Source organism: Labrys sp. LIt4 (assembly GCF_017813775.1).
Taxonomy (GTDB): domain Bacteria; phylum Pseudomonadota; class Alphaproteobacteria; order Rhizobiales; family Labraceae; genus Labrys; species Labrys okinawensis_A.
Window position 1 is genome coordinate 1 of sequence record NZ_JAGIPY010000032.1, and the last position, 12,522, is coordinate 12,522.

At 62.9% G+C, this 12,522-nt stretch carries 9 protein-coding genes; 5 read left to right on the forward strand and 4 right to left on the reverse strand.

Going from position 1 to position 12,522, the window contains the following annotated elements; genetic code table 11:
- The first annotated feature begins 124 nt into the window (after nucleotides 1–124).
- On the forward strand, nucleotides 125–898 hold the full coding sequence (locus J8I29_RS29375) for a fumarylacetoacetate hydrolase family protein (RefSeq protein ID WP_209434379.1): 774 nt from the start codon (nucleotides 125–127) through the stop codon (nucleotides 896–898).
- A 306-nt stretch (nucleotides 899–1,204) separates the two neighbouring features.
- Here the strand turns inward: J8I29_RS29375 and sucD are convergent, their stop codons facing one another.
- The 4 genes from sucD to J8I29_RS29395 form a co-directional block, all read right to left on the reverse strand.
- Nucleotides 1,205–2,095 carry a succinate--CoA ligase subunit alpha gene (sucD, locus tag J8I29_RS29380; protein ID WP_209434380.1) on the reverse strand — a complete coding sequence of 297 codons (891 nt, stop codon included), beginning with the start codon at nucleotides 2,093–2,095 and terminating at the stop codon, nucleotides 1,205–1,207.
- Between the two features lie 73 nt (nucleotides 2,096–2,168).
- Nucleotides 2,169–3,329 (reverse strand): ADP-forming succinate--CoA ligase subunit beta, encoded by a 1,161-nt coding sequence (sucC, locus tag J8I29_RS29385; protein ID WP_209434381.1) that lies wholly within the window; start codon nucleotides 3,327–3,329, stop codon nucleotides 2,169–2,171.
- 228 nt (nucleotides 3,330–3,557) lie between these two features.
- Complete coding sequence (frc, locus tag J8I29_RS29390; RefSeq protein ID WP_209434382.1) at nucleotides 3,558–4,832, reverse strand: formyl-CoA transferase; 1,275 nt, start codon at nucleotides 4,830–4,832, stop codon at nucleotides 3,558–3,560.
- A gap of 94 nt (nucleotides 4,833–4,926) precedes the next feature.
- Nucleotides 4,927–6,684, reverse strand: coding sequence for a thiamine pyrophosphate-binding protein (locus J8I29_RS29395; protein WP_209434383.1), 1,758 nt, complete (start codon nucleotides 6,682–6,684; stop codon nucleotides 4,927–4,929).
- Between the two features lie 637 nt (nucleotides 6,685–7,321).
- Between J8I29_RS29395 and J8I29_RS29400 the strand changes: the two genes are divergently transcribed.
- The 4 genes from J8I29_RS29400 to J8I29_RS29415 all read left to right on the forward strand — a co-directional run.
- Entirely contained in the window at nucleotides 7,322–7,459 is a 138-nt protein-coding gene (locus J8I29_RS29400; protein WP_209434384.1) for a hypothetical protein, read from the forward strand.
- A gap of 636 nt (nucleotides 7,460–8,095) precedes the next feature.
- The gene (gene oxlT / locus J8I29_RS29405) at nucleotides 8,096–9,403 is read left to right on the forward strand and encodes an oxalate/formate MFS antiporter (RefSeq protein WP_105864241.1); all 1,308 of its coding nucleotides are present in this window, start codon (nucleotides 8,096–8,098) and stop codon (nucleotides 9,401–9,403) included.
- 484 nt (nucleotides 9,404–9,887) lie between these two features.
- The gene (locus tag J8I29_RS29410; protein ID WP_209434385.1) at nucleotides 9,888–12,038 is read left to right on the forward strand and encodes an acetate--CoA ligase family protein; all 2,151 of its coding nucleotides are present in this window, start codon (nucleotides 9,888–9,890) and stop codon (nucleotides 12,036–12,038) included.
- Between the two features lie 266 nt (nucleotides 12,039–12,304).
- The coding region (locus J8I29_RS29415) for an ATP-grasp domain-containing protein (RefSeq protein ID WP_348536210.1) at nucleotides 12,305–12,522 on the forward strand (218 nt) is incomplete at its 3' end.

The following is a 12,522-nucleotide window of genomic DNA, read 5'->3' on the forward strand; positions in this document are numbered from 1 at the left end:
TCTTCAAGGACAACACCATGATGCTCTTCGGCGATGCCAAGAAAATGGTCGAGGAAATCCTCAAGGCGTTCTGACGCCGGCAACGAACACGTCGCTCCCACTTTCAAGGAAAGGCAAAACCGTCATGTCGCAATGGATCCGTTTCGAAGAAGACGGGCAGGCCCAGTTCGGCAAGCTCGAGGGCGATGCCATCCATGTCCATCGCGGCGACATGTTCGGCATCGCCGCCGCCACCGGCCGCACGCTGCCTGTGGCGCAGGCCAAGCTCCTGGCACCGACCGTGCCGAGCAAGATCATCGCACTCTGGAACAATTTCCATCAGCTCGCCGCCAAGCTGAATGTCGCCGTGCCGCCGGAGCCGCTCTATCTGCTCAAGGCGCCCACCAGCGTCACCGCGCCGGGTGCGACCGTGGCAAGGCCCGCCTCCTATGACGGCCGGGTCGTCTATGAGGGCGAGCTCGGCATCGTCATCGGCAAGCCCTGCAGCAACGCCTCCGAGGAGGAAGCCGCGGACGCCATCTTCGGCTATACCTGCGTCAACGACATCACCGCCGGCGACATCATCACGCGTGACTCCAGCTTCGCCCAATGGGTGCGCGCCAAGAGCTTCGACGGCTTCGGCCCGTTCGGCCCGGTGATCGCCACCGATATCGATCCCGCGAGCCTGGTTGTGCGGACGCTGCTCAATGGCGATGAGCGCCAGAACTATCCGATCGCCGACATGGTCTTCCCGCCGGCAAGGCTCGTCAGCCTGATTTCCCGGGATATGACCCTGCTGCCGGGCGATTTGATCTGCTGCGGCACCTCGCTCGGCGTCGGCGCCATGAAGGAAGCGCAGAACGATGTCCGCGTCAGCATCGAGGGCATCGGCTGCCTGGAGAACCGCTTCGTGCAATGAAGAGATCGGGGAGAGCGGGCAGGATGCCCATGGGCGTAATTTTGCAGACAAGAGCGCAGGCTCTTTACCCTCCCCTCGATGGGGAGGGTCGGCCTGAAAGGCCGGGGTGGGGTGGGATTACTCAGGTCTTCGTCAATGGAAGGGCCGTTTCCTACGAAGAAGTCACCCCACCCCGACGCTTTGCGTCGACCCCAGGTCATTCCAATAGGAATGACCGACCCATCGAGGGGAGGGTAAAGAAGCGAGACTTTCGAGCCGAGGTTAACACTTATGGATCGAATGCTCGCGCACTCGGAAAGATTGCCCTCAAGCTGCTTTCGCTCTCGCGGCGAACGTCCGGCCGATCGTGTCGCCCACCAGATGCGGGCTCGATGCCACCGTGATGCCCGCCTTCTCGAAGGCGGCGATCTTGGCTTCGGCTCGGTCGCGGCCGTGCATGGTGAGGGCGCCGGCATGGCCCATGCGCCGCTCCGCCGGGGCATGCAGCCCGACGACCAGGCCGACGATCGGCTTGGGGGGCCTGACGGAAGCGACGTAATCGGCCGCTTCCTGTTCTTCCTCGCCGCCGATCTCGCCGATCAGCACGATGCCTTCGGTCTTGGCATCGGCAAGGAAGAGTTCGACGCAGTCGCGCATCGACAGGCCATGCACCGGGTCGCCGCCCACCCCGACGGTGGTCGACTGCCCGAGACCCGCAGCCGTGACCTGGGCAATCACCTCACTGGTCAACGAGGCCGAACGCGAGACGATGCCGACGCTGCCCGGGCGCTCATTGCCTGTTGCCATCACACCCATCTTGCACAGGCCCGGCGACAGGATCCCCTGCGAATTCGGGCCGATCAGCCGAGTCTTCGAGCCGGCGAGGGCATGGCGCACCCTGATCATGTCGAGCACCGGCACCCGCTCGGTGATGGCCACGACCAGCGCGATCTCGGCCTCGACGGCCTCGATGATGGCGGCGCTCGCCTGGGCCGGCGGTACGAACACCATGCTGGCATTGGCGCCGGTCTCCCTCACGGCGGCGGCAACGCTGTCGAACACCGGCGCGCCGAGATGGGATCGCCCGCCCTTGCCGGGGGTGACGCCGGCCACGACCTTGGTGCCATACTCGATCATGGCGGCGGTATGATGGGTACCCGCCCAGCCGGTCATGCCCTGGCAGACGACGCGGGTTTCATTGTCGATGAGGATAGCCATTCCGCCCTCCTTGCGCATGTAGCGCGAACATATTGTTCTGGATTTATCAGTCTAAAACTGCAAAAAACCACCCTCAGCGCGCGGCGGCGACAGCCTTGGCGGCCGCCGTCCACATGTCCGGGCATTCGATGATGCGGCAGCCGAAATTGGCGAAACGCGAGCGGGCATAGTCGGCATTGTTGCCGGCGAGCCTGGTCACCACCGGAAGGGTGCGCCCGGCCCGCCGCATGGCGATGCCGAGCCCCTCGGCCACCGTGTCGCAGGACTGCATGCCGCCACCATGCACGTTGATGAGCAGAGCACGGACCTGGGGATTGTCGAGCAGCAGGCCGAAGCCATGCGCGATGTCGAGGCTGGTCGCCGTCGTACGGATATCCATGAAATTGGCCGGCGCGCCACCGGCGGCATGGACGAGATCGACCGTGGCAAGCCCGAGCCCGGCGCCATTGGCGGCGACGCCGACACTGCCGTCCATGCGGACATAATTGAGCTGGCGCTGGCGGGCCTTGACCTCATATTCGTCCTCGTCCTCCTCGCGCAGTTCCGCCAGCGATGCCTGGCGGAACAGGGCATGGTCGTCGATGATCATCTTGACGTCGAGCGCCAGCAGCCTGTCGTCGGCGGTCAGCACCAGCGGGTTGATTTCGATCAGGCTGGCGTCGAGTTCCAGGAAAGCGCGGCGCAGGCCATCGGCAAGAGCGGTGAAGGCCTCGGCCGGCTGTCCGGCGAGGCCCAGGCGGGCCGCGAGAGCACCGAGATCCTCGGGCCTGGCCTGGCTCCCGTCCCCGAGCGACAGCCGCTCCAGGCCGTCTTCTCCGGCCAGGACACGCTCCTCGATATCGTCGCCACCAGCGCCGCTCGCGGCAAGAACGAGGGTGCCGCTGGCGGCATGGATGCTGAGCGACAGGTAGAAACTGCGGATATGATCCACGGCCGCCTCCACCAGCACGCGTTCGACGACACGGCCATGCGCGCCGCTCTGCTCGGTGACGAGGCGCCGGCCCAGCAGGGTCCGTGCGGACTCCGCCGCCGCCTCGGGAGACGAAACGATATGGATGCCCCCGGCCCGCCCGCGTCCGCCGGCATGGATCTGCGCCTTCACGGCGAAACGGGAAGCCCCGAGGCGACGCGCCGCCTGCCCCGCCTCTTCGGCCGTGATCGCGACGGCGCCCCGCGGTGCCTCGACGCCATAGGGTGCCAGGATCTGCTTGGACTGGAACTCGTGCAGTTTCATCATTCCCTCCCATGCGGATATCGTTCTTATCTGGTATAACGTATACCAGATTGCAGAAGCTGTCAAAAGAGGAGGCCTGGAGCGCGGACGGGGCACTGCCCTGGTATGCCGGTCTTCAGACCGGCATGGAGACGCCGGTAAAAGGCACGGCCGGTCTGAAGACCGCCCGCTAACAAAAAAGGCGGGCGCCACAACGGCACCCGCCCCCATCATCCCATCGAGAAAGCCTCACTCGGCCGCCATGGCTACGGGAGCGCCGAGAGCGCCGCTTCCCGCGATCTCGTCGATGCGGCTCTGGTCGAAGCCGAGCACGTCGCGCAGGACCTCCTGCGTATGCTCGCCCAGGAGCGGCGAGCGCTCGACCACGGTGGGGCTGTCGGAGAGCTTGATCGGATTGCCGACCGAGAGGTAGGGCCCGCGCTCGGGATGATCGACCTCGACGACGGTTCCCGTCACCCTCAGCGAGGGTTCGTTGGCGATCTCGCGCATCGACAGGATCGGGCCGCAGGGAATGTCGAACTTGTTGAGGATGTCCATCGCCTCGAACTTGTCCTTGGTCTCCGTCCATTTCTCGATGGTGTCGAAGATGGAACGAAGCCGCGGGAGGCGCGCCTCGGGCGTGGCATAGTCGGGATCGGTGATCCACTCCTCCTTGCCGATCACCTTGCAGATCGCGCCCCAGACCGGCGCCTGGGTGATGAAGTAGATATAGGCGTTGGGATCGTTCTCCCAGCCCTTGCATTTGAGGATCCAGCCCGGCTGGCCACCGCCCGAAGCGTTGCCGGCGCGCGGCACGGCATCGCCGAATTTGCCATTGGGATATTGCGGATATTCCTTCAACGGCCCGCGCTCGATGCGCTGCTGGTCGCGCAGCTTCACCCGGCACAGATTGAGCACGCCGTCCTGCATGGCGGCATCCACGCGCTGGCCGCGCCCCGAATGGGTGCGCTGATAGAGCGCGGTGACGATGCCGAGGGCGAGATGAAGGCCGGTGCCGGAATCGCCGATCTGCGCGCCGGTCACCAGAGGGGGGCCGTCGTCGAAGCCGGTGGTCGATGCGGCGCCGCCGGCGCATTGGGCGACGTTCTCATAGACCTTGCAGTCCTGGTAGGGGCCGGGACCGAAGCCCTTGATCGAAGCGACGATCATGCGGGGATTGAGCTCCTGGATGCGAGCCCAGGAAAAGCCCATGCGATCGAGCACGCCGGGAGCGAAATTCTCCACCAGCACGTCGCAGCTCTTCACGAGTTCCTCGAGCACCGCCTTGCCGGCCTTGTTCTTGGTGTCGAGCGTGATGGAGCGCTTGTTGTGGTTGAGCATGGTGAAATAGAGGCTATCGACATTGGGGATGTCGCGCAGCTGGGTGCGGGTGATGTCACCGACGCCCGGCTTTTCCACCTTGATCACGTCGGCGCCGAACCAGGCCAGCAATTGCGTGCAGGTCGGACCGGATTGAACATGCGTGAAGTCGAGGATGCGCACGCCTTCGAGTGCCTGTCCCATCGTTCCCTCCTCGGAAATATCAACTGTTCGTTATGCGAGGGAGCGGGATGGCCGGCTCGGGCGCGTTTCCCACGCGGCCGGCCATCCCGCGATCTCACTTGTACATGGTCTGGTTCTTGGTGCCGGGAGCGTATTCGTCCGGATCGACCCAGATGTTCACCAGCGCCGAACGCCCTGTCTTGGCCATGGCTTCCCGGGCCCGCCGTAGGGCCGGCTGGATTTCGGCGGGATCGCGGACTTCCTCGCCGTGATTGCCGAGCATTTGCGCAAATTTCGAGAAGGCCACGTCGCCGAGCTTGTTGCCGACATTGCCGCGCTCCTCGCCATATTTGGCGACCTGGCCGTAGCGGATCTGGTTCATCGAGGAATTGTTGCCGATGACGGCGAGATAGGGAGCCCCGAAGCGATCGGCGGTCTCCATGTCGAAGCCGGTCATGCCGAAGGAACCATCGCCGTAATAGCAGAGCACTTCCTTGTTGGGATTGGCGAGCTTGGCGGCCAGGGCGAAGCCGGTGCCGACGCCGAGTGACCCGAGCGCGCCCGGATCCATCCACTGTCCCGGCCCGCGCGGGCGCACGGCCTGGGCCGAAATCGTCACCACGTCGCCGCCATCGCCGATATAGATGGTGTCCTCGCCGAGGAACTCGTTGAGTTCATAGGCAACGCGATAGGGATGGATCGGCGTCTGGTTGGAGAGGAAGAGCGGCATCAGCTTCTCGGTGGCCACCACTTCGGCATCCGAGAGCATCTTCATCCATTGCTGGCGCAGCTGGCGCTTGCCCTTGTCCATGCGGCCGGAGGCCGCCTGGAGCACGGCGCCGAGGATCGCACCGGGATCGCCGACAAGGCCGAGATCGATGTCGCGGTTCTTGCCGACGGTGCGGTAGTCCATGTCGATCTGGATCAGCTTCAGATCCTTGCTGATGCGCTTGCCATAGCCCATGCGGAAATCGAAGGGCGTGCCGACGATGACGAGCACATCGGCCTTGGCGAAGGCGAGCGAGCGCGTGCGGTCGAAATGGTGGGGGTCGCCGGGCGGCAGCAGGCCACGGCTGGCGCCGTTGAAGTAACCGGGGATGTCGAGCCCGCGCAGGAGCGCGATCGCTTCCTCCTGCCCGCGGCCGGTCCAGACCTGCTGCCCATAGAGGATGGCAGGGCGCTCGGCGGCGACCAGGATATCGGCAAGCTTCTCGATGTCTGCGGGATCGCCGATCGACTTGGTCGAAGCGCGATACTTGCCGGATTCCGGCAGCACGGCACGGTCGATGGTGACCTCCCGATCGAGGACGTCGCGCGGGATCTCGAGATAGGACGGGCCATAGGCGCCGGCGAAACACTCGCGTGCCGCCATCGAGATCATGTCGGCCACGCGTTCCGTGGAGGAGACCGTCGCCGCGAATTTGGTGATCGGCTTCATCATGTCGACATGCGGCAGATCCTGCAGCGACCCCATCTTGTGCTGGGTCAGCGCGCCCTGCCCGCCGATATGCAGGACGGGACTCTCGGATCGGAAGGCGGTGGCGATGCCAGTCATCGCATTGGTGCAGCCGGGACCGGCCGTGGTGACGACGCAGCCGAGCTTGCCGGTCTGGCGCGCATAGCCGTCGGCGGCATGGGCGGCGACCTGCTCGTGGCGGACGTCGACGATACGAATGCCTTCGTCGAGACAGCCATCATAGATGTCGATGATATGCCCCCCGCACAGGGTGAAGATCGTGTCGACACCCTCAGCCTTGAGTGCCTTGGCGACGAGATGTCCGCCGGAGACAACGCTGCCGTCGCGGGCTTTTTGTTTGAGCGTATCCTCGGCCGTCGTGGTCACGGGCTTTTGCAATGCTGTAACCGTTGCCATTGGGGCAATTCCTCCCGTTGTTCTTCGCAACGATATGCCGCTGAGGGTATCGGCTTGGATTGGACCGGTCCCGATAGGGGTGCGATCAACTATGCCGAAATCGCCTTCTACTTGGCGGAATGACGCCATGGCATGTCGTATGGTTGGTAGATTGGCATGCCAGATACCAGAGTGTCAATCCGCATTTTTTCCTCTTCGACAGCGAAGGAGCAGCTTTCCCCCTTCACCAGAAAGCTAATAATTCTCTTTTATTTCAAACACTTGCCACTCAATTCCACGAGAAGGCGACTAAAATCGCGACTGCAGGCCACCGGATTCCGTCAGTTCGATGGGCCGACCGGGCCGGTGGATTCGCACGGTTGTGGCGTTCGCGAATTCATGCCGCAATGCAGTAAAGCCTGTCACGAAAACCTTGGATTTTGGTGTTTAGTGTAGAGGTTCTCCTAAACTGGACTTCACCTCCAGAGCCCCGCCACGCGGAGGTGGAGACGATCGCAGATGAGTGGAAGCTGTTTACTTCGCAATGCAAAGAGCGCATGACTGCATTGCAACATCGGCCCTAGCTATCTGGGATCTGGTATGCCAGATTCGCAACAACACAGGATCTTCCCTCGAACACGCAATGTGGAGAACGACCATGACCACTTCCGCTCTGTCCCGTAGCCCTGCTGCCCGCCCGCTGTCGACCCGTATCTGGGCAGCTTTCTCGGGTTTCCTGATGAAGATGGCCCAAGCCGAGATCCGCGCCGGTTCCCGCGAGCCCTTCGGCCTCTGAAGGCAAGGTCACCGCTGTCCCTGCGTTCGAGAACCGGTGCGGTGAGCCTGGAATAGCTTCGGCGAGTCGATTCGGGTCAGTGCAAAGCCGGCTTCAACTTCTGTCCGTCCTTCGCTGCAGCGAGCTCATCCATTGCGGGCAAGCCGTGGCGTGAGGGCTGGCGTGGCACTCCCAGCGACCCCAGGGCGGGGTCGCACATGGGCTGCTCGGAAGACCGAGGCCCCCTCACATCCGGTTGGACCTGGTCGCGTCGCAGGCGGAGGTAGCCGAAGGCGCAACTCCGTTCTGGCATGCCAGAAACTAATGTCCAATAAGCGACTACTTCTCATGTATGAGCGACATGAGGCAGAGTTGTGGATGCTTCTCTGCAACTTTTTTTGATCTATTCGCAATTGCACCACGGATCGCAGCGCATGAAGCGAAGATCTCAATTCTTTCCGTAACTTGACATCGATCACCCTTCCGACTCAGCCGGACTGAAGCTCCCTGGAAGACGCCTCTTCCGGGGTAATTCGGCATGCGTCGGCAAAAAACGACGCTTGCCAACTGGCATGCAAGATACCAATATGGCCCTACAACCTGCTTAATGGAGCCTGGGCTCCGTCCAACCTCCAACAAAAACCAAGGGGGACTGCAATGGTAGGGTCGCAAGGAGAGGAAAGCCTGCCGAGGGTATCCGATGCCTTCCGCTGGACACAGCTTGCAATCGGCGTCGTCTGTATGGTGATGATCGCCAATCTCCAATATGGCTGGACATTCTTCGTTCCTGACATCCAGAAGACATTCGGCTGGGACCGGGCAGCCATTCAATGGGCTTTCACCCTGTTCGTCCTGTTCGAGACCTGGCTCGTGCCGGTCGAAGGGTGGTTCGTCGATAAATACGGGCCAAAACTCGTGGTGGTTTTCGGCGGTGCGCTCTGTGCCGTCGGCTGGGTGATCAATTCCTACGCCACCTCGCTCTCACTATTCTATCTGGGACAGATCATTGCCGGCATCGGCGCCGGCGCGGTCTACGGCACCTGCGTGGGCAACGCGCTGAAATGGTTTCCGGACAAGCGCGGCCTGGCGGCCGGCATCACGGCAGCCGGTTTCGGTGCCGGCTCGGCCCTGACGGTTGCTCCCATCCAGGCCATGATCGCCAATGACGGGTTCCAGGCCGCCTTCTTCTGGTTCGGCCTCGGCCAGGGCATCATCGTGATCATCTTCGCACTGTTCATGCGTACGCCTCGCAGCGGCCAGGTGCCGGCTCCCGTGCAAAACAAGAACATCGTGCAGACCCGCCGCAACTTCGCGCCCACCGAAGTGCTGCGCCAGCCCATCTTCTGGCTGATGTACTTCATGTTCGTGATCGTCGGCGCAGGCGGCCTGATGGTAACCGCCAACCTCAAGCCCATCGGCGCAGACCTCAAGCTCGACGGCATTCCGGTCTCGCTGTTCGGTCTGACCATGACGGCCGTGACCTTCGCCGCCACGCTCGACCGTATCCTCAACGGCCTCACCCGCCCCTTCTTCGGCTGGGTTTCGGACAAGATCGGCCGCGAGAACACCATGTTCATCGCCTTCGCGATGGAAGGTGTCGGCATCTATCTGCTGCATCTGTTCGGCCATGATCCGGTCTGGTTCGTTCTGCTCTCCGGCTTCGTGTTCTTCGCCTGGGGCGAGATCTACTCCCTCTTCCCCTCGACCTGCACGGATACGTTCGGCTCGAAATATGCCGCGACCAATGCCGGCCTGCTCTATACGGCCAAGGGAACGGCGGCTCTGCTCGTCCCCTTCGCCAATGTGCTGCAGCAGCAGACCGGAACCTGGGACGTGGTGTTCATCATCGCGGCGGGCGCCAACATCCTGGCGGCCATCCTCGCCATCGGCGTCCTCAAACCCTGGCGTGCAGGCGTGGTGCGCAAATACGAACTGCAGCAGCCGGCGGGTACAGCAGCCGCGTAGCTCTCGCGTGGCGGACATCGACCCGCCACCTCAAACCATGAAAAGCCGGTGCCACGGACAGGCACCGGCCGGGAAGATCACCGTAAGATCCCGCATCGATATCCATTCGGTATCGCCGCGCCCGATGCCAGGTCTCGGCAACGCAGCCGCAGCCAGAATCGCCTAATCCGTTGGAATAGAAGAATATCCTCCAAGAGGCAGCCGAAGGGCTGAGCTCTTGGCGCCACGCGACACGCAAGAATGAACCGAAATTCGGTTCTTCGCAGCTAAAGCGTTTTGCGGTCAGGCGAAAATCGCCGTGGCACGCAAAACCACATCGCAACAAAACAGAAAAGAGGCGCGGTTTTCGCTTCGATGCGTTCTGCCCGCTCGATAGCGAAAGTCGCGCTTGACAAATTCAAATCTGGCATACCAGATACCAGAAATTCAGATTCCCGCAGACGGGACGAAGCTTCGATCCGGCAACGACCAGGGAGAAATCACCATGAACATCCAGGCAAAACCCGCGCAATCCATCCAGGACGATGTCCGGGCCGTTCTCGATGCCGTCAAGGCATCGGGCCGCACCAGCCTCACCGCCCCCGAGGGCAAGCTCGTCTGTGATGCCTATGGCATTCCCGTGCCGAAGGAGGGCCTGGCGCGCTCGGCCGCCGAGGCCGCCAAGCTCGCCGGCGATATGGGCTTTCCGGTGGTGATGAAGATCGTCTCCCCGGACATCCTGCACAAGACCGAAGCCGGCGGCGTGATCGTCGGCGTGGCTTCCGCCGCCGAGGCCGAAGCCGCCCACGACAAGATCCTTGCCAATGCCAAGGCCTACAAGGCCGATGCCCGCATCGAAGGTATCCAAGTCCAGCAGATGCTGAAAGGCGGCCAGGAAGTCATCATCGGTGCCGTGACCGACGACAGTTTCGGCAAGCTCGTCGCCTTCGGCCTCGGCGGCGTGCTGGTCGAAGTGCTGAAGGACATCACCTTCCGCCTGGCACCGATCAACCACGACGAGGCCCTGTCCATGCTCGACGGGATCCAGGCCGCCGAGATGCTCAAGGGTGTGCGCGGCGGCGATCCGGTCAACCGCGAGGCCCTCGCCGATACGCTGGCGAGGGTCTCCCAGCTCGTCACCGATTTTCCCGAGATCACCGAGCTCGATCTCAACCCGGTCTTCGCCACCAAGGATGGAGCCACCGCCGCGGATGTGCGCATCGTGGTGGACTTCGAGGCCAAGCCAGCCCGTTTCAGGCCCTCGCAGGATGCCATCGTCACCTCGATGAACAGGATCATGCGCCCTGAGGCGGTTGCCGTGATCGGCGCCTCCTCGGAGGACGGCAAGATCGGCAATTCGGTGATGAAGAACCTGATCAATGGCGGCTACAAGGGGCAGATCTATCCGATCCACCCCAAGGCCGACGAGATCCTGGGCTACAAGGCCTATAGAAGCGTTAAGGACGTGCCCGGTGCCATCGATACGGCCGTCTTCGCCATTCCCGCGAAATTCGTGGCGGGCGCCCTGGTCGAATGCGGCGAGAAGGGCATTCCGGGTGCGGTGCTCATTCCCTCGGGCTTTGCCGAAACCGGCAATGAGGAAGGCCAGCGCGAGATCCAGGAGATCGGGCGCAAATATAATATCCGCTTGATGGGGCCGAACATCTACGGCTTCTACTATACCCCATCCAATCTCTGCGCGACCTTCTGCACCGCCTATGACGTCAAGGGCTCGGCGGCCCTCTCCTCCCAGTCGGGCGGCATCGGCATGGCCATCATCGGTTTCTCGCGCTCGGCCAAGATGGGTGTTTCGGCCATCGTCGGCCTCGGCAACAAGTCCGATATCGACGAGGACGACCTGCTCACCTTCTTCGAGCAGGACGACAACACCAAGATCATCGCCCAGCATTGCGAGGACCTGAAGGACGGCCGGGCCTTCGCCGAAGTGGCAAGGCGTGTCTCCAAGAAGAAGCCGGTGATCGTGTTGAAGGCCGGCCGCACCTCGGCCGGCGCCAAGGCGGCAAGCTCGCACACCGGCGCTCTCGCCGGCAATGACCGCATCTATGAAGACGTGTTCAAGCAGGTCGGCGTCATCCGCGCCCGTTCGCTGCGGCAATTGCTGGAGTTCGCCCGCGGCGTGCCGATCATGCCCACGCCCAAGGGCGAGAACGTGGTGATCATCACTGGCGCCGGCGGCTCGGGCGTGCTGCTGTCGGATGCCTGCGTCGACAATGGCCTGTCGCTGATGTCGATGCCGGATGATCTCGACGCGGCCTTCCGCAAGTTCATCCCGCCCTTCGGCGCGGCCGGCAACCCGGTCGACATCACCGGAGGCGAACCGCCCTCGACCTACAAGAACACCATCAAGCTCGGCCTCGAGGACGACCGCATCCATTCGATCATCCTGGGCTATTGGCACACCATCATCACGCCGCCGATGACCTTCGCCAAGCTGGTGGTCGAGGCCAAGGAAGAGATGAAGGCGAGAGGCATCGAAAAGCCGATTGTCGCCTCCCTCGCCGGCGACGTGCAGGTCGAGGAAGCCTCCGAATATCTCTACGCCCATGGCGTGCCGGCCTATGCCTATTCCACCGAATTGCCGGTGGAAGTGCTCGGCGCCAAGTATAAATGGGCCAGAGGGGCGGGTTTGCTGTGAGGCAAACGCCTTCTGAGCCTTAACAGAAAAGGTGCGACCAGCCTTCTCCCCTTGCGGGAGAAGGTGCCCCGTAGGGGCGGATGAGGGGAGAAACTCCCCCCTTCCAAGCCATCGCCCCCCTCATCCGTCATTGCTGCGCAATGCCACCCAAGGCACCTCTGTAGGAAGTGCCAGGTCCCGCAAGGGGAGAAGGGAGGTGCGCCTCGTTCTGCTCGCGAACATTAATCGCGTCGGAACAAGAACAGTCCTCACGAGGTCCAAGAAGAATGAACATCCATGAATACCAGGCCAAGGCCGTGCTGCAGAGTTTCGGCCTGCCGATCTCCCCCGGCGTCCCGGCGCTGACGGTGGAGGAAGCGGTGAAGGGGGCGAAGGAGCTTCCCGGTCCGCTTTACGTGGTGAAGTCTCAGATCCATGCGGGCGGCCGCGGCAAGGGCAAGTTCAAGGAACTGCCTGCCGACGCCAAGGGCGGGGTGCGCCTGGC

What these genes read in the sequence shown, in the direction of transcription:
- J8I29_RS29375 (WP_209434379.1), top strand. Translation starts at nt 125, where the DNA reads ATGTCGCAATGGATCCGTTTCGAAGAAGACGGGCAGGCCCAGTTCGGC.
- sucD (WP_209434380.1), bottom strand. Translation starts at nt 2,095, where the DNA reads ATGGCTATCCTCATCGACAATGAAACCCGCGTCGTCTGCCAGGGCATG.
- sucC (WP_209434381.1), bottom strand. Translation starts at nt 3,329, where the DNA reads ATGAAACTGCACGAGTTCCAGTCCAAGCAGATCCTGGCACCCTATGGC.
- frc (WP_209434382.1), bottom strand. Translation starts at nt 4,832, where the DNA reads ATGGGACAGGCACTCGAAGGCGTGCGCATCCTCGACTTCACGCATGTT.
- J8I29_RS29395 (WP_209434383.1), bottom strand. Translation starts at nt 6,684, where the DNA reads ATGGCAACGGTTACAGCATTGCAAAAGCCCGTGACCACGACGGCCGAG.
- J8I29_RS29400 (WP_209434384.1), top strand. Translation starts at nt 7,322, where the DNA reads ATGACCACTTCCGCTCTGTCCCGTAGCCCTGCTGCCCGCCCGCTGTCG.
- oxlT (WP_105864241.1), top strand. Translation starts at nt 8,096, where the DNA reads ATGGTAGGGTCGCAAGGAGAGGAAAGCCTGCCGAGGGTATCCGATGCC.
- J8I29_RS29410 (WP_209434385.1), top strand. Translation starts at nt 9,888, where the DNA reads ATGAACATCCAGGCAAAACCCGCGCAATCCATCCAGGACGATGTCCGG.